Below are 17,533 nucleotides of genomic sequence, written 5' to 3'. Positions count from 1 at the left end.
CGTCGCTGCGAGTTGTGGTGCGGTGCGGAATTCGGCGTCTCGCCGGATCGGACGGCGCCGGGTCACGAGCCTGCTCCCGGGAGAGGTCATGAGGCGCTGCGGGCGGGATGCTTGGCCAAGAGAACGCGAGGGTTTGCGTGGGCGACTGCGCGCAGTGGCGCTCAGTGCGCTCGCCGCGGGCAATGCGCCGGCACGGGCTGTCCGGAGCGGTGCGTTGCTGGCGGCAATGAGGCGCTGCATTCGCTTGGCCAAGAAATCGCTCGATGTTGCGTGAGTTAGTGGCAGGATCATAGCGCTTTGGCTGGTGAGCGGGCGCGGTATGTCGTCACTCTGGTTTCAAGGAACGTTCGGGCACTGCTTGCTTCGAGGGGGAGTTGCGCCGGCACTGGGGGTAAGCTGCCGGCGCAGTTTCGGCCCGTTGCGACGCTTCTGGCATCGCGTGGGGCCGATTCCCCGGGGTACTCCTGGGAAATTAGCCCAGCAGATGTGCCACGCCGGCGCGCTCTTCTTCGAGCTCCTTGAGCGTGAAGTTCATCTTTTCACGCGAGTAGGCGTCGATCTCGAGGCCCTCCACGCGCTTGTACTTGCCGTTTTCGCAGATCACCGGCACGCCGTAGATCACATCTTCCGGAATGCCGTACGAGCCATCCGACGGGATACCCATCGTGACCCACTTGCCGTTCGAGCCCAGCACCCAGTCATGGATGTGGTCGATGGCGGCGTTGGCAGCCGAAGCGGCCGACGACAGGCCGCGAGCTTCGATGATGGCGGCGCCGCGCTTGCCGACGGTCGGCAGGAACACGTCGTTGTTCCACACGTCGTCGTTGATCAGGGTCTTGACGCTCTGGCCGTCGATCGTGGCGAAGCGGTAATCGGCGTACATCGTCGGCGAGTGGTTGCCCCACACGGCCAGTTTTTCGATGCTGGCGACCGGCTTGCCGGTCTTGGCGGCGAGTTGCGACAGGGCACGGTTGTGGTCCAGGCGCAGCATCGCGGTGAAGTTTTCCTTCGGCAGATTCGGGGCCGACTTCATGGCGATGTAGGCGTTGGTGTTCGCCGGGTTGCCGACGACCAGCACCTTGACATTACGGCTGGCGACTTCGTCCAGGGCCTTGCCCTGCACCGTGAAGATTGCGCCGTTGGCTTCGAGCAGATCCTTACGCTCCATGCCCTTCGAGCGCGGACGGGCGCCCACCAGCAGGGCAACGTCGGCGTCCTTGAAGGCGACCTTGGGGTCGTCGGTCACGACCACGCCAGCGAGCAGCGGGAACGCGCAGTCTTCGAGCTCCATCACGACGCCCTTGACGGCGGCTTGAGCTTGCGGGAGGTCGAGCAGTTGCAGGATGACGGGCTGATCCTTGCCGAGCATGTCGCCATTGGCGATGCGGAACAGCAGGGAGTAGCCGATTTGGCCAGCGGCGCCGGTGACGGCGACACGCATTGCGGGTTTTGCCATGAGAATCTCTCCAGACGTGTACAAATTCCTGCGAAGCTCAGGATGGGCTCGCCGTCCGGGTGGCATTTTTTGCCAGGCTGACAGCGCCGCGTCACATGAAGCTTCTAAAATTCCTTGACCTACGGAAGCTTGCGGGCTGCGCGGGGTGTGCTGCCGTCGACATGTGCGAAGCACCGGACTCTCTTATCTTATAAGATTGCGGTGCTGCGGCTGCAGGCCCCTGTTAGCCCGCGCCAGTGTAGGAGTCGCTACACCGAATGTCAACTCTATCTTATGTCTTATATAAGACATAGGATTATTGCTGTTATTCGATGGACGAAGGCCTTGATTTGTGGTCAAATCCCCGCCATGAATGCGAACGTTCGCGACACATCCAACACCACGCCGCCTGTCGATGCCCCGCAGCGATCGGACAGCGCGCGCGACGCAGTACCAGCCGCTCAGGCTTTGCAGGGTACCGTCGCCGGAGCGTCGCCGACGTTCAGCCCGCTGTACCAGCAGATCAAGGGGCTCATTACTCAGAGCCTTCAGGCCGGCGAATGGAAGCCCGGCGAAATCATCCCCAGCGAAGTCGATCTGGCCGCCCGTTACAAGGTGAGTCAGGGGACCGTACGTAAAGCCATCGACGAGTTGGCCGCCGAGAATCTGCTCGTGCGCCGTCAGGGTCGCGGCACGTTCGTCGCTACCCATCACGAGGACCGGGTGCAGTTCCGGTTCCTGCGTCTTGCGCCCGACTCGGGCGAACCCCATCACCCGCCCAGCCGCCTGATCGAGTGCCGCCGCATGCGGGCGCCGGCAGAGATCGCGCGTCAGCTCGATCTGCGTGCGGGCGATGGCGTGATTCTGATTCGTCGCATGATGGATTTCTCGGACCGTCCCACGGTGCTCGACGAAATCTGGCTGCCGGGGGCGCTGTTCCGCGGGTTGACGGCGGAGAGGCTCAACGAATACAAGGGGCCGATGTATGGCCTGTTCGAAGACGAATTCGGCACGCGGATGATCCGCGCCGTGGAAAAAGTTCGCGCCGTGGCCGCGGACGACATGACCGCGGATCTGCTCAAAGTGCCGAAGGGGTTTCCGCTGCTGAGTGTGGAGCGTGTCTCGTACACTTACGGCGATAAACCGGTGGAAGTGCGCCGGGGCTGGTATGTCACCACGGAACATCATTATCAGAACGAATTGAGTTGAATTCGAGTTGAGAGGGTAGGGCGACTTTCCCAGAAGCGAGCCGGTGTCGTGGCCGGCGAGTGTCTGAGAGTCGAAGCATGAGGGGCGGCGTGTCGTGCGCCGTTGGCAGGAATTTCCGGAGCATTGGAACCGGTATGGTGCAACGCACTAGAATCGGCGCTAAAATCCGGAGCTGATGTAACTACATGGGGTCTAGCATGGCTGAAGTGGTAAAAAAAGAGCGGCCAGTCTACAGGAATATCGGTATCGGACAGATTGTCTCGTACCGTCTCCCGCCGGCTGGTATCGTTTCCATCCTGCACCGTATTAGCGGTGTAATCTTGTTCCTTCTGTTGCCGTTCGCGCTGTACTTGTTCGAACAGAGCCTCACGTCGGAACTGACCTTCGACACGCTTCGAAGCGTCGCCTCCAACTGGTTTGTCAAGCTCGTCATCCTGGCGTTGTCGTGGGGCTTCCTGCACCACTTCTGTGCCGGCGTGCGCCATCTGCGCATGGACTTCAATCACGATGCAGTGAGCAAGGAAGGCGGTAAGAGTTCGGCAGTGGTCGTGCTGGCCGTGTCGCTGGTACTGACGCTGGCCGTCGCCCTCAAGCTGTTCGGAGCGTTCTAAGATGGCACAGAACAATATCGGTTCGAAGCGCCTCGTCGTCGGGGCCCACTACGGCCTGCGCGACTGGATTGCGCAGCGCATGACCGCGGTCATCATGGCCGTGTACACCGTGATCCTGCTGGTGTGGTTCTTCACCGCCAAGGATTTCTCCTACGAAGGCTGGGCCGGCATCTTCTCGCATCAGTGGATGAAGTTGGCCACGTTCGTCACGCTGCTCGCGCTGTTCTACCACGCGTGGGTCGGCATTCGCGACATCTGGATGGACTACGTCAAGCCCGTCGGTGTGCGACTGGCGCTGTACGCGCTGACGATCGTCTGGCTGCTGGCTTGTGCCGGCTACGCCGCGCAGATTCTGTGGAGAGTGTAAAGAATGGCTGCAATTAAAAATTCGCTGCCGCGCCGCCGCTTTGACGTAGTCATCGTGGGCGCAGGTGGTTCGGGCATGCGCGCTTCGCTGCAACTGGCCAAGGCCGGTCTGTCGGTGGCAGTGCTGTCCAAGGTGTTCCCCACCCGTTCGCATACCGTCGCTGCTCAGGGCGGCATCGGTGCTTCGCTCGGCAACATGAGCGAAGACAACTGGCATTACCACTTCTACGACACCATCAAGGGCTCCGACTGGCTCGGCGACCAGGATGCGATCGAGTTCATGTGCCGTCAGGCACCGAACGCCGTCTACGAACTGGAACACTTCGGCATGCCGTTCGACCGTAACCCGGACGGCACGATTTACCAGCGTCCGTTCGGCGGTCACACGGCCAACTACGGCGAGAAGCCCGTTCAGCGCGCTTGCGCGGCTGCCGACCGTACCGGTCACGCGCTGCTGCATACGCTGTACCAGCAGAACGTCGCTGCCAAGACGCACTTCTTCGTGGAGTGGATGGCGCTCGACCTGATCCGCAACGAAGAGGGCGATGTCCTCGGCGTGTCGGCACTGGAACTCGAAACCGGCGACGTCTACCTGCTCGAAGGCAAGTGCACGTTGTTCGCGACCGGCGGTGCCGGCCGTGTGTACGCCGCTTCGACCAACGCGTTCATCAACACCGGTGACGGTCTGGGCATGGCTGCGCGTGCAGGCATTCCGCTCGAAGACATGGAATTCTGGCAATTCCACCCGACCGGCGTGGCTGGCGCGGGCGTGCTGATCACCGAAGGTGTGCGCGGCGAAGGCGGTATTCTGCGCAACTCGAACGGCGAGCGTTTCATGGAACGCTATGCCCCGACGCTGAAGGATCTGGCGCCGCGTGACTTCGTGTCGCGTTCGATGGACCAGGAAATCAAGGAAGGCCGTGGTTGCGGCCCGAATGGCGACTACGTGCTGCTCGACCTCTCGCACATCGGTGCCGAGACGATCATGAAGCGCCTGCCGTCGATTCGCGAAATCGCGCTGAAGTTCGCCAACGTCGACGCGATCAAGGAACCGATTCCCGTCGTGCCGACCATCCACTATCAGATGGGCGGTATTCCGACGAACTACAACGGTCAGGTCGTCCTGCAGAAGGACGGCTCGTCGGTCCCCGTCAATGGTTTCTACGCTGTGGGCGAATGCTCGTGCGTGTCGGTCCACGGTGCCAACCGTCTGGGCACGAACTCGCTGCTCGATCTCGTGGTGTTCGGCCGCGCTGCCGGTAACCACATCGTCGACTTCGTGAAGAATCACGGCGACCACAAGCCGCTGCCCGCCGATGCCGGCGAGAACGCACTGGCGCGTCTGGGGCGTCTGGAAGGGTCGAGCTCGGGCGAGTACGCACAGGACATCGCCAACGATATCCGCGCGACGATGCAGAAGCACGCCGGCGTGTTCCGTACCTCGGAACTGCTCAAGGAAGGCGTGGACGAGATCAAGCAAGTGGCCGAGCGCGTGTCGCATGTCCACCTGAAGGACAAGTCGAAGGTGTTCAACACGGCGCGTATGGAAGCGCTGGAAGTCGACAACCTGATCGAAGTGGCCAAGGCCACCATGATCGCAGCCGAAGCCCGCAAGGAAAGCCGCGGGGCACACGCGCACAGCGACTATCCGGAGCGCGACGACGCCAACTGGATGCGCCACTCGCTGTTCTTCAGCGAAGGCAACCGTCTGGATTACAAGCCGGTGCAGTTGAAGCCGCTGACCGTCGACTCGGTTCCGCCCAAGGCGCGGACGTTCTAAGGGATTCGCAAGATCATGAAACGCATTTTTGAAGTCTACCGCTACGATCCGGACAAGGACGCTGCACCGTACATGCAGACCTACGAGGTCGAACTCGACGGTCACGAGCGCATGCTGCTCGACGCCCTGGTCAAGCTCAAGAAGATCGACGAAGGCATCGCCTTCCGCCGCTCGTGCCGCGAAGGCGTGTGCGGTTCGGACGCGATGAACATCAACGGCAAGAACGGTCTGGCCTGCCTGACCAACATGAATGACCTGCCGAACAAGATCGTTCTGAAGCCGCTGCCGGGCCTGCCCGTCATTCGCGACCTGATCGTCGACATGACGCACTTCTTCAACCAGTACCACTCGATCAAGCCGTACCTGATCAACCCCGAGCCGGCACCGGAGAAGGAGCGTCTGCAGTCGCCCGAACAGCGTGACGAGCTCGACGGTCTGTACGAGTGTATTCTGTGCGCATCGTGCTCCACGTCGTGCCCGAGCTTCTGGTGGAACCCAGACAAGTTCGTCGGCCCGGCCGGTCTTCTGCAGGCTTACCGCTTCATCGCTGACAGCCGCGATACGGCAACCAGCGAGCGTCTGGACAACCTGGAAGATCCGTACCGCCTGTTCCGCTGCCACACGATCATGAACTGCGTGGATGTGTGCCCGAAGGGTCTGAACCCGACGAAGGCCATTGGCAAGATCAAGGAGCTGATGGTGCGTCGCGCCGTCTGACCTGACGATCATGCCGGATACCACTCACCAGTCCGATCCGGTAAAACGTGCCCGCCTGCGCTGGCGGGCACGCCGCGGTTTGCTGGAAAACGACCTTATCCTCGAACGATTCTTCGCCAAGTACGAAGCGTCGCTGACTGACGGGGATGTGGGCGCCCTCACCAAGTTGCTCGATTTGAGCGATAACGATTTGATGGATCTGCTGCTAGCGCGTAAAGAGCCCGAGGCGGATCTGGACGGGCCGGACGTGCGGCGCCTGCTGGCGCTTTTGCGTGCCGTGTAGGGGTTTTAGAAATTTTTTGAGGAAGCGATATGACTCCGTCTGATGTTAAAGCCACCCTATCTTTCTCTGACGATTCGCCCAGCGTAGAGCTGCCGATTTATCAGGGTACGATGGGCCCGGATGTGATTGACATCCGCAAGCTGTACGGCCAGACCGGTAAGTTCACGTATGACCCCGGCTTCATGTCGACGGCGTCGTGCAATTCCGCCATCACCTACATCGATGGCGACAAGGGCGAGCTGCTGTACCGCGGCTACCCGATCGAGCAGTTGGCCACCAACTGCGACTTCCTCGAGACTTCGTACCTGTTGCTCAAGGGCGAGCTGCCGAACGTCAAGGAGAAGCAGGAATTCGTCGACACCGTGACCTATCACACGATGGTTCACGAGCAGATGAACTTCTTCTTCCGTGGCTTCCGTCGCGACGCTCACCCCATGGCCGTGCTGACCGGTTCGGTCGGCGCCCTGTCGGCGTTCTACCACGACTCGCTGGACATCAATGATCCGAAGCACCGCGAAGTTTCGGCGATTCGTCTGATCGCCAAGCTGCCGACGCTCGTCGCCATGGCGTTCAAGTACAGCATCGGTCAGCCGTTCGTGTTCCCGAGCAACGACCTGTCGTACAGCGCGAACTTCATGCGCATGATGTTCGCCAACCCGTGCGAAGAGTACAAGGTCAACGACGTGCTGGTGCGAGCACTGGACCGTATCCTGATCCTGCACGCCGATCACGAGCAGAACGCTTCGACGTCGACCGTCCGTCTGGCCGGTTCGTCGGGTGCGAACCCGTTCGCGTGTATCGCTGCCGGTATCGCATGTCTGTGGGGCCCGGCGCACGGTGGTGCGAACGAAGCCGCACTGAACATGCTCGAGCAGATCGGTTCGCCGGACAAGATCCCCGAATTCATCAAGCAGGTGAAGGACAAGAACTCGGGCGTGAAGCTCATGGGCTTCGGTCACCGCGTGTACAAGAACTACGACCCGCGTGCCAAGCTGATGCGCGAGACGTGCTACGAAGTGCTCAACGAACTGGGCCTGCACGATGACCCGCTGTTCAAGCTGGCCATGCAGCTCGAGAAGATCGCTCTGGAAGACGAATACTTCGTGTCGCGCAAGCTGTACCCGAACGTCGACTTCTACTCCGGCATCGTTCAGCGCGCGCTGGGTATCCCGACCTCGATGTTCACCTGCATCTTCGCGCTGGCCCGTACCGTGGGCTGGATCGCGCAGTGGAACGAAATGATCGGCGAGCCGGACCAGAAGATCGGTCGTCCGCGTCAGTTGTTCATCGGCCACACGCCGCGCGAAGTCACGCCGATCGACAAGCGCTAAGCCAGTCGACGGCGTCCGGCACGGCCCCCGCTTGCCGTGCCGGCACCGCAACCTTGCCGAAACGGCAAGGCGGTGCGGCCCGCAACGAGCCCTCGTTGCGCTATATTCGAATTCACGGCACAAGCTGCCGTGATTCGCACAAATCCCCGGTTCATCGTGCGTTTGCCGCCCGGTTTCCCGGGGATTTCGTATTCCGCCGGCGCGAAAGCGCTATGGCATAATCAAAAGTTCACAGAACGATATTCTGTTCTCAGAACTATATTGCGCCCCCGCGTTTTTTATCATGGCCAAGACGCTGTATGACAAGTTGTGGGATGCACACGTCGTGCATACCGAGGACGATGGCACGACCGTGCTTTACATCGACCGTCATCTGTTGCACGAGGTGACCAGTCCGCAGGCGTTTGAGGGTCTGAAACTCGCGCAGCGTCCGGTCTGGCGTTTGTCCGCCAACCTCGCGGTGTCGGACCACAACGTGCCGACCACGGACCGCACGCAAGGCATCGCCGATCCGGTGTCGCGTTTGCAGGTCGACACGCTCGACACGAACTGCGACAGCTTCGGCATCACTCAATTCAAGATGAACGACGTGCGTCAGGGCATCGTGCACGTGATCGGCCCGGAGCAGGGCGCCACGCTGCCCGGCATGACGGTGGTGTGCGGTGACTCGCATACGTCCACGCACGGTGCTTTCGGCGCGCTCGCGTTCGGCATCGGCACGTCGGAAGTCGAGCACGCGCTCGCCACCCAGACCTTGCTGATGAAGAAGAGCAAGAACATGCTCGTGAAGGTCGAAGGCACGCTGCCGCGCGGCTGTTCCGCGAAGGACATCGTGCTGGCCGTCATCGGCAAGATCGGCACGGCAGGCGGTACGGGCTACACGATCGAGTTCGCCGGTTCGGCCATCCGCTCGCTCACGATGGAAGGCCGCATGACCGTGTGCAACATGGCCATCGAGGCCGGTGCCCGCGCGGGTCTGGTGGCGGTCGACGACACGACCATCAACTACGTGAAGGGCCGCCCGTTCGCGCCGGCCGGCGTGGAGCTCCAGCAAGCCGAGGCTTACTGGCGTACGTTCCACACCGATCCGGGCGCCGCGTTCGACCACGTGGTCGAGATCGACGCCAACACGCTGCGTCCGCAGGTGAGCTGGGGGACGTCGCCGGAGATGGTCGTGAGCATTGAAGATCGCGTGCCCGATCCCGAGAAGGAGAAGGACCCGGTCAAGCGCAGCGCCATGGAGCGCGCGCTCGAGTACATGGCGCTCACGCCGGACACGCCGATGGCGAGCATCAACGTCGACAAGGTGTTCATCGGTTCGTGCACCAACTCGCGCATCGAAGACATTCGCGCAGCCGCTTACGTCGTGAAGAAGCTCGGTCGACGTGTCGCGTCGAACGTGCGTCTGGCGATGGTCGTGCCGGGTTCCGGGCTCGTGAAGCAGCAGGCCGAGCAGGAAGGGTTGGACAAGGTCTTCAAGGCCGCCGGCTTCGAATGGCGCGAGCCGGGCTGCTCGATGTGTCTGGCGATGAACGCCGACCGCCTGGAGTCGGGCGAGCGCTGCGCCTCAACCTCGAACCGTAACTTCGAAGGCCGTCAGGGCGCAGGCGGGCGTACCCATCTGGTGAGCCCGGCCATGGCTGCGGCAGCCGCCATCGAGGGCCATTTCGTCGACGTGCGTCGTCTCGTCTGATACGCAGGCATCGATTTATCCGTTGTTTGACAATTTCTTTGATAGAGACAAAACCATGAAGAAACTGTGGATGCTGATCGGTGCGGTGCTGCTATTGGGCGTGGCGGGTTGCAACACGATGGCGGGCCTCGGCAAGGATACGCAAGCCGCGGGCTCGGCGCTCGAAAACGCTGCGAAGAAGTGATGCGACGGTGCGCGTCGCCGGGGCAGATGCCTCGCCCGCGCACCTCCGAAATTTCCGGTTTTGACGGCTTTGACTCCAGGCATCAGCGCGAGAAACAAGCCGCAGCCGAACTGTTTTGATCAGGTGGTTCGTGATGGAAAAATTTACCGTCCATACGGGGTTGGTGGCACCGCTGGATCGCGAAAACGTCGATACCGACGCGATCATCCCCAAGCAATTCCTGAAGTCGATCAAGCGCACGGGCTTTGGCCCGAACCTGTTCGACGAATGGCGTTATCTCGATGTCGGCCAGCCGGGCCAGGATTGCAGCACACGTCCGCTCAACCCGAACTTCGTGCTGAACCAGCCGCGCTTCCAGGGCGCGACGGTGCTGCTCGCACGTAAGAACTTCGGCTGCGGCAGCTCGCGTGAGCACGCGCCGTGGGCGTTGCAGCAATACGGTTTCCGCGCGGTCATCGCGCCGAGTTTCGCCGACATCTTCTTCAACAACTGCTACAAGAACGGGCTGCTGCCGATCGCGCTGTCCGAGATGCAGGTCGATCATCTGTTCAACGAGACGGCCGCGTTCAACGGCTATCAGTTGACCATCGATCTGGAAAAGCAGGCGGTGATTACGGCGGACGGTCGCGCTTACGAGTTCGACATCGCGCCGTTCCGCAAGTACTGCCTGTTGAACGGTTTCGACGATATCGGCCTGACACTGCGTCACGCCGACAAGATTCGCGCCTATGAAGCGGAGCGGCTCGCCAAGCAGCCGTGGCTCGCAACGCGTTTGCCGGGCTGAGCCCCGCGTACTCAAGGCACATCCAAGGAGATTGCATGAAAATTGCTGTGTTGCCGGGTGACGGCATTGGTCCGGAAATCGTGACGGAAGCCGTCAATGTGCTGAACGCACTTGGCGAGACGTTCGAACTGGAAGAAGCGCCGGTGGGCGGGGCGGGCTATGAGGCGTCGGGTCACCCGCTGCCGGAAGCCACGCTCAAGCTGGCCAAGGAAGCCGACGCCATTCTGTTCGGCGCCGTGGGTGACTGGAAGTACGATTCGCTCGAGCGCGCGCTGCGTCCCGAGCAGGCGATTCTGGGGCTGCGCAAGCACCTTCAGCTGTTCGCCAACTTCCGTCCGGCCATTCTATACAAGGAACTGGCGGATGCGTCGAGCCTGAAGCCGGAAATCGTGTCAGGGTTGGACATCCTGATCATTCGCGAGCTGAACGGCGATATTTACTTCGGTCAGCCCAAGGGTTTCCGTCAATCGCCGGATGGGGCTTTCGAAGGTGCGCGCGAAGGTTTTGATACCATGCGCTATAGCGTGCCCGAAGTGGAGCGTATTGCGCACGTGGCATTCCAGGCGGCAGCCAAGCGCGACAAGCGTCTTTGCTCGGTGGACAAGGCCAATGTGCTCGAGACGTCGCAACTGTGGCGCGACACGATGATCGAGGTCGCCAGGCAGTATCCGGAGGTCGAGCTCTCGCATATGTACGTCGACAATGCCGCGATGCAACTGGTCAAGGCGCCGAAGAACTTCGACGTGGTGGTGACTGGCAACATGTTCGGCGATATCCTGTCGGACGAAGCGGCGATGCTCACGGGCTCGATCGGCATGCTGCCGTCGGCGTCGCTCGATGCCAATAACAAGGGGCTTTACGAACCGTCGCACGGTTCGGCTCCCGATATCGCCGGCAAGGGCATGGCCAATCCGTTGGCCACGATCCTGTCGGCTGCCATGATGCTGCGCTACACGCTGGGCCGTGCCGAACAGGCCGACCGCGTGGAGAGCGCAGTCAAGAAGGTGCTGGCGCAAGGACTGCGCACGCCCGACATCTGGCAGGAAGGCGCGACCAAGGTCGGTACGCGCGAAATGGGCGCGGCGGTAGTTGCCGCGCTATAACGTTGACGGGGCGTCGTGAGACGCCCCTCGGCGCAATTGCAACGATAAGAGAGTGGATAAATGAAAACCGTAGGTCTGGTAGGTTGGCGGGGCATGGTCGGTTCGGTTCTGATGCAGCGTATGCAGCAGGAGAACGACTTCGCCTTGATCGAGCCGGTGTTTTTCAGCACCAGCAACGCGGGCGGCAAAGCCCCGTCGATGGCGAAGAACGAAACTTCGCTGAAAGACGCCAATGATGTCAACGAGCTGAAAAAATGCGACATCATCATTACCTGCCAGGGCGGTGACTACACAACCGAGATCTTCCCGAAGCTTCGTGCTGCGGGCTGGAACGGTTACTGGATCGACGCGGCCTCGACGCTGCGCATGAAGGACGACGCCATCATCGTCCTCGACCCGGTCAATCTCGGCGTGATCAAGAACGCGCTCACGAAGGGCACGAAGAACTTCGTCGGCGGCAACTGCACCGTGAGCTGTATGCTGATGGGGCTGGGCGGTCTGTTCGAGAAGGGTCTGGTCGACTGGCTGACGTCGATGACGTATCAGGCAGCCTCGGGCGGCGGCGCACAGCATATGCGCGAATTGCTCACGCAGTTCGGCAGCATCAACGCCGAAGTCAAGGCACTGCTCGACGATCCGCACTCGGCCATTCTCGAAATCGACCGTAAGGTGCTCGCCAAGCAACACGCGTTCACGGCCGACGAAACCAAGCAATTCGGCGTGCCACTTGGTGGTAACCTCATTCCCTGGATCGACAAGGATCTGGGCAACGGTCAGTCCAAGGAAGAGTGGAAGGGCGGGGCCGAGACCAACAAGATTCTGGGTCTGGGCGAGGGTTTCCCGGGCACGCGCGCCATTCCGGTCGACGGTCTGTGCGTGCGTATCGGTGCGATGCGCTGTCATAGCCAGGCACTGACCATCAAGCTTACGAAAGATGTGCCGTTAGACGAACTGACCGACATCATCGGCCAGGCGAACGACTGGGTGGAGGTCGTGCCGAACACGCGCGAGGCGTCGATGACCGATTTGACGCCGGCTGCCGTGACCGGCACGATGACGATCCCGGTGGGTCGCTTGCGCAAGATGTCGATGGGTCCGGAGTACCTGTCGGCATTTACGGTGGGCGATCAACTGTTGTGGGGCGCGGCCGAACCGCTGCGCCGCATGCTGCGGATCCTGCTCGACGCTTAAGCGTTGCAGCGTATCGGTAAGGCGTGAAGAACGGCGGCCCGCGAGGCCGCCGTCCGCGCTTTGGGAGGTTGCCCATTTTGCAGGGGCGGCCAGTGACAAACGACTGACAGGCTAGACAAGACATAGTGCGGAAACTCTCGACCGGCAAGCGCGCAAATTCGTCCCGCAAATCGTTTCGCCTGAGTGCGGCGGCGGCTGTTTTGTGGAGCCTTGGGCTCGTCAACGCCGGGGCCGCCGAGTTCGGGCCGCAACAAGTGCGCTCCGGTCCGGGGCAGCCGCTACGCGCCGTGATCGTGCTGGGCAACGTGTCGCAGGCGGAGGCCGACGGGTTGTCGGTGAAGCTCGCGCCGCGCGATGCCTTCAGGCAAGCCGGTCTGCGCTACGACCCCACGCTCGAGAAGCTCTCCGTGTCGGTATCGCCGACGGGCGGGCGTGAGGCAGGGTACAGCGGCACGTATCTCGTGCATGTCGATTCGGCCGAGCCGATCAACACGTCGTTCCTCGATTTGTTGCTGGTGCTCGAATGGCGCACGGGCCGTCAGTCCAATGCAGTGACGCTCTCCGCCATTCCTGAAGCCAGTGCCGCGCAGCCGGAGGCGGTCGTGCCTGCCGCTGCGACAAGTTCGTCAGGCGGGGCGGCTACGTCCACCTCGTCTGCGTCTTCTGCTTCGTCCGCTTCCGCTGCGTCCTCCTCCTCACCTGCGCCTGCGCCTTCGGCTGCGGCCCCTGCGCCGGCAGCGCCCGCGACGTCGGGCAAGGCCGGGCAGAACGGTTCGGCGGCAACGGACGAAGGTGCGCGCAAGGTGGGCCGTGGCGATTCGCTGTCGTCGATTGCCCGTGAGTACACGAGCGGCGAAGGCGGCACGACGCTGGCGCAGATGATGACGGCGCTGTTCGAATCGAACCGCTCGGCGTTCATTGGCAACGATCCCAACCGGTTGCGTAAGGGGGCGACGTTGAATCGTCCCACCGATACGCAAGTGCAGAGTATTCCTCCCGCCCAGGCGCGCAAGTTCGTGTCGGCTGCGCGGGAACAGTTTGACGCGTATCGCGCGCGGCTGGCCGAATCGACGGCACGGCAGGCAGCACCGGCCGGTGGCCGCAGTGCACAGGGCGCGATCGACGCGGGCAAGGCGCCAGAAGCCGCTGCTCCCGCCACGCGCGATGAGTTGAAGCTGTCGCGACCCAGTAAGGGTGGGGCGGCCGGCACAGCCGGTCGAGCCGGCGGCAGCGAAGAAGAGCAAATCGCCCAGGGCAAGGCGCAGACCGAGGCTCAGGGCAGGGTGAATGAGTTGCAGAAGAACGTAGCAGATCTCCAGAAGCTGTTGGCGATGAAGAGTCAGGCCGTCGCGAATCTGGAGCAGCAGGCCGCCACCGCATCCGGGGCGACTGCACAAGAGAAGACGGCGAAATCCGCCGACAGCAAGACGACCGGGCCGGCAACGGCTGCGACCGCCACGCCGGCACCGACCGAGGCAGCCGCGAGCGCGGGGACTGCCGCAGCCACCGCCAGCGCTGCGAGCGATGCCGCTTCGGCGGCGTCGGTCGAAGCGAGCGCGTCGCAGGCCACAGCCGCGGCTGCGGCATCGGCAAGCGACGCCGCATCTTCGGCAGCGGCCGCCAGTGCCCCGGCAGCCGAGTCGAAGCCGGCACCGAATGCCGCCATGACGTGGCGTGCGGTGACGCAGAACCCGTATGTGCTGCCGGGCGCCGGTGCGCTGGTGGTATTGCTCGGCCTGTGGTGGCTCATGCGCCGTCGCCGTGCAGAGCCGCCGGCGGGCCAGCCGGGACCGTATGACGATGGCGGTGATGTGCACGATGGACATCCCGGCCCCGACGCGCCGCACGATGCCCCGCAAAGCGCCGAGCCGACATCGCACGGCGTGGCTGCCGCTGCCGGTGTGGCCGCGGCCGGCGCTGCGGGCGCAGCGGCGCTGTACGCGGCGAATCAGGCCGAGGCCGACGAGCATCTGCACCCGGCAGCCGACGCCGATTGGCGCGCACCGGAGGAGGATGCCGCTGCGGTGGAAGGCGTTCAGCCCGAGGTCGTCAAGCCTGTGGCGAGCGAGGCGGCAGCGCCGACCGAACTCGATGCATGGGACGCCGAGCAAGAACCGCTGCGCGACGAACTGGCCGATACGGCGCGCGCCGAAGGGCTCGGCGAGCCGTCAGTGGCCGAACACGGGGATGAAGCTCATGAAGCGTCTGCCGAAGCGCACGTGAGTGAGGCTGCTGCGAGTGAGCCGGAAATCGATTGGGACGCTGCGTTTGCCGAACAAGCGGGTGAGACGCCCGTTGCTCACGACGCTCCGGAGGCAGCCACCCTGTCGTCGCTTGAGGCACTGGGTGCCGCAGCGGCTGTCGGCGGCGCGGCGGCGGTGACGCACGCCGCATCGCCGGAACCGGCATCGGCTCCCGAACCCGCTGCTGCGGCAACTGCCCCGGTCGCGGAGGCGACGCCGGAGGGCGGCGTGGCGGGCATGCTGGGTGATCTCGATCTGGGCATTCCGGGCCAGCCGACGAACGTCGGGACGATTTCGAGCGAAGCCTTGCCGTCGCTCAGCAAGGGCATTGGCTCGGTACAGTTCACGATGGCGCCGTTGGGCGGCGATGCGCATTCTCACGCCGACGCGACGGCTGCCGGGCAAACGTCCGATCATGCCGACGATCTCGACGGCGAGTTGAGCGATGCCGATTTCGACGCCGCCATGCAGCAGGCCGCGAGTGCATCCGATGCGTCGCGCACCTACGCGGACGCCGCGCACGAAGCCCCGTCGCTCAGGCCGATGTCGTTCGATCTGTCGGACTTCAGCCTCGATCTGAAGGGTGACGATTCGCAAGCCGCCTCCGTCGCGCCTGCGTTCGTGAGCGCCCCGACGCTGCCTGCCGAAACCGGTGAGGAAGCGCTGGTCGAGCACGAAACGCTGCCGAGTCAGGCGCCTACGACGCCGTATGCCGAAGCCCCCGCCGCGCCTATGTCGCCGCAAGTCGTCACGCCGGTGCCGCAAGCCGCGGCACCCGCAGCGGCCCCGGCCCCGGCCCCCGAGCCCATCGCGCCGCGTGCGACGGAACCGGGCGTGCCGGACGAATTCCATACGAAGCTCGAACTGGCCACGGCGTACCAGACCATCGGCGACGACGAAGGGGCACGGGAACTGCTCGAAGAGGTGATCGCCGGTGGCGACGCTGCACAGCAATCCGTCGCCCGGGCGCGGCTGGCCGAGTTGGGCAAGTGACGCGCAAGTGACGCGACGAGACATCGCGCGGACCGGCCTGTACAGGACTGATTGACCGTAGTTTGGGGCGCTCGCAGGTTGAGCGCCCATTTTTCTTTTTCATATGCGAATCGCACTGGGCATCCACTACGACGGCACGGCGTTCTCCGGCTGGCAATCGCAGCCGCATGGCAACACCGTGCAGCAGGCGCTCGAAGCCGCGCTGCGGGAATTCGGCGGCGTCGCCTTGCCAACGACGGTCGCGGGCCGCACCGATACGGGCGTACACGGCATCGGTCAGGTGGTGCACTTCGATACCGAACTCGATCGCGCCATGTTCTCGTGGGTGCGCGGCGTCAACGCGTTCTTGCCGAAGACGGTCGCCGTGCAATGGGCGCAGGCGATGCCGGACGATTTTCATGCGCGTTTCAACGCCTTCGAGCGCACGTATTTCTACGTGCTGTACGCAAACCCGGTGCGCTCGCCGTTGCTCCACGGCCGTTGCGGCTGGCTGCACACGCCGCTCGATCTCGACGCCATGCGCGTGGCCAGCCAGGTGCTCGTGGGCGAGCACGACTTCTCCGCCTTCCGTTCCTCTGAATGCCAGGCGAAGACGCCGGTGAAGCATCTGTACGCAATCGACATCGAGCAGGTGGGCGATTTCTTCATTTTCCGCTTCCGCGCGAGCGCTTTTTTGCATCACATGGTGCGTAACATCATGGGGTGTCTGGTTACCATCGGGCGCGGGCGTCAGCCGGCGAGCTGGATGACGCATGTGCTCGCGAGCCTCGATCGTCGTCAGGCCGCGCCGACGTTCATGCCGGACGGCCTGTATCTGGCGCGCGTGGGGTATCCTGAGCGCTTCCATGTGCCCGAGCCGAACCTGGCTGCGTGGCCGTTCCCGATGCCCTGGGCCCGTTCATGAAATCCGATAACGCCAATCCGTCCGGTCAGTCCGGCCAGTCACGTCAGTCCCGCACGCGAATCAAGATTTGCGGCCTCTCGCAGGCGGCGGACATCGATCATGCGGTGGCGCTCGGCGTCGACGCCATCGGTTTCGTCTTCTATCCGCCCAGCCCTCGCTATGTGGAGCCCGCCCGCGCGGCCGAACTGGCCCGCCGGGTGCCCCCGTACGTGAGTCTGGTTGGCCTGTTCGTCAACACGAGCGCCGACGAAATCGCCCGCACCGTGAACGCCGTGCCACTCACCACGCTGCAATTCCATGGGGACGAAACCCCCGAGCAGTGCGCGACGCTGTCTGCCGCGGCGGGCAACCGTCCCTACATGCGCGCCATGCGTATTGGTCCGGAAACGAAAGACAGCGGCGATTTGCTACAATTCGCCAATGCATACACCGCCGCGCAAGGCATCCTGCTCGATGCGCTGGTAGACGGCTACGGCGGTGGAGGAAAGGTTTTCGATTGGTCACTTATTCCAAAAGACATCGCGCGTCGGGCCGTTTTGAGTGGTGGCTTGAACGCACTCAACGTTGCTGAGGCCATCCGCCGGGTGGCGCCTTATGCCGTCGACGTATCGAGCGGTGTCGAGGTGTCGCGGGGCGTGAAGGATCACGCCCGCATGACGGCGTTCGTGCAAGCGGTGCTCGCTGCCGACGCCGAATAAGCCAAGCA

The 17,533-nt window shown here is 63.1% G+C and carries 16 protein-coding genes; 15 read left to right on the top strand and 1 reads right to left on the bottom strand.

Annotation, left to right across the window (positions count from 1 at the left end; genetic code table 11):
- Positions 1–472 precede the first annotated feature (472 nt).
- Entirely contained in the window at positions 473–1,456 is a 984-nt protein-coding gene (locus tag ACIPHM_RS04265) for a malate dehydrogenase (protein ID WP_400324844.1), read from the bottom strand.
- 348 nt (positions 1,457–1,804) lie between these two features.
- Between ACIPHM_RS04265 and ACIPHM_RS04260 the strand changes: the two genes are divergently transcribed.
- The 15 genes from ACIPHM_RS04260 to ACIPHM_RS04190 all read left to right on the top strand — a co-directional run bounded on the left by ACIPHM_RS04260 (position 1,805) and on the right by ACIPHM_RS04190 (position 17,525).
- On the top strand, positions 1,805–2,644 hold the full coding sequence (locus ACIPHM_RS04260; RefSeq protein WP_400324842.1) for a GntR family transcriptional regulator: 840 nt from the start codon (positions 1,805–1,807) through the stop codon (positions 2,642–2,644).
- Positions 2,645–2,841: 197 nt separating this feature from the next.
- The gene (gene sdhC, locus ACIPHM_RS04255; RefSeq protein ID WP_400324840.1) at positions 2,842–3,255 is read left to right on the top strand and encodes a succinate dehydrogenase, cytochrome b556 subunit; all 414 of its coding nucleotides are present in this window, start codon (positions 2,842–2,844) and stop codon (positions 3,253–3,255) included.
- 1 nt (position 3,256) lies between these two features.
- Positions 3,257–3,622: a succinate dehydrogenase, hydrophobic membrane anchor protein gene (sdhD, locus tag ACIPHM_RS04250; RefSeq protein ID WP_400324838.1), complete on the top strand. Its 366-nt coding sequence runs from the start codon at positions 3,257–3,259 to the stop codon at positions 3,620–3,622.
- Between the two features lie 3 nt (positions 3,623–3,625).
- Positions 3,626–5,401 (top strand): succinate dehydrogenase flavoprotein subunit, encoded by a 1,776-nt coding sequence (gene sdhA, locus ACIPHM_RS04245; protein ID WP_400324837.1) that lies wholly within the window; start codon positions 3,626–3,628, stop codon positions 5,399–5,401.
- Positions 5,402–5,413: 12 nt separating this feature from the next.
- Positions 5,414–6,118, top strand: a complete 705-nt coding sequence (locus tag ACIPHM_RS04240) for a succinate dehydrogenase iron-sulfur subunit (protein ID WP_039368514.1) — start codon at positions 5,414–5,416, stop codon at positions 6,116–6,118.
- 10 nt (positions 6,119–6,128) lie between these two features.
- On the top strand, positions 6,129–6,401 hold the full coding sequence (locus tag ACIPHM_RS04235) for a succinate dehydrogenase assembly factor 2 (protein WP_400324835.1): 273 nt from the start codon (positions 6,129–6,131) through the stop codon (positions 6,399–6,401).
- A gap of 29 nt (positions 6,402–6,430) precedes the next feature.
- Positions 6,431–7,732, top strand: coding sequence for a citrate synthase (gene gltA / locus ACIPHM_RS04230; RefSeq protein ID WP_400324834.1), 1,302 nt, complete (start codon positions 6,431–6,433; stop codon positions 7,730–7,732).
- Between the two features lie 283 nt (positions 7,733–8,015).
- On the top strand, positions 8,016–9,425 hold the full coding sequence (gene leuC / locus ACIPHM_RS04225) for a 3-isopropylmalate dehydratase large subunit (RefSeq protein WP_400324833.1): 1,410 nt from the start codon (positions 8,016–8,018) through the stop codon (positions 9,423–9,425).
- Positions 9,426–9,480: 55 nt separating this feature from the next.
- Positions 9,481–9,609 (top strand): entericidin A/B family lipoprotein, encoded by a 129-nt coding sequence (locus tag ACIPHM_RS04220; RefSeq protein ID WP_023596599.1) that lies wholly within the window; start codon positions 9,481–9,483, stop codon positions 9,607–9,609.
- Positions 9,610–9,742: 133 nt separating this feature from the next.
- Positions 9,743–10,393 carry a 3-isopropylmalate dehydratase small subunit gene (gene leuD, locus ACIPHM_RS04215; protein ID WP_400324831.1) on the top strand — a complete coding sequence of 217 codons (651 nt, stop codon included), beginning with the start codon at positions 9,743–9,745 and terminating at the stop codon, positions 10,391–10,393.
- Between the two features lie 35 nt (positions 10,394–10,428).
- A complete protein-coding gene (gene leuB / locus ACIPHM_RS04210) occupies positions 10,429–11,496 on the top strand; it encodes a 3-isopropylmalate dehydrogenase (protein WP_400324830.1) in 1,068 nt (355 codons plus the stop codon).
- Between the two features lie 60 nt (positions 11,497–11,556).
- Positions 11,557–12,687, top strand: coding sequence for an aspartate-semialdehyde dehydrogenase (asd, locus tag ACIPHM_RS04205; RefSeq protein WP_400324829.1), 1,131 nt, complete (start codon positions 11,557–11,559; stop codon positions 12,685–12,687).
- Between the two features lie 125 nt (positions 12,688–12,812).
- Positions 12,813–15,923: a FimV/HubP family polar landmark protein gene (locus ACIPHM_RS04200; RefSeq protein WP_400324827.1), complete on the top strand. Its 3,111-nt coding sequence runs from the start codon at positions 12,813–12,815 to the stop codon at positions 15,921–15,923.
- A 103-nt stretch (positions 15,924–16,026) separates the two neighbouring features.
- Positions 16,027–16,827, top strand: coding sequence for a tRNA pseudouridine(38-40) synthase TruA (gene truA / locus ACIPHM_RS04195; RefSeq protein WP_400324826.1), 801 nt, complete (start codon positions 16,027–16,029; stop codon positions 16,825–16,827).
- A complete protein-coding gene (locus ACIPHM_RS04190) occupies positions 16,824–17,525 on the top strand; it encodes a phosphoribosylanthranilate isomerase (protein WP_400324825.1) in 702 nt (233 codons plus the stop codon). The genes truA and ACIPHM_RS04190 overlap by 4 nt, the downstream gene beginning before the upstream one ends.
- Positions 17,526–17,533: the final 8 nt, after the last annotated feature.

The organism is Pandoraea sp. NPDC087047, from assembly GCF_044745225.1.
Classification (GTDB): domain Bacteria; phylum Pseudomonadota; class Gammaproteobacteria; order Burkholderiales; family Burkholderiaceae; genus Pandoraea.
Note: the sequence above shows the minus strand (reverse complement) of the source record. Positions and strands in the feature narration are given on the sequence as shown.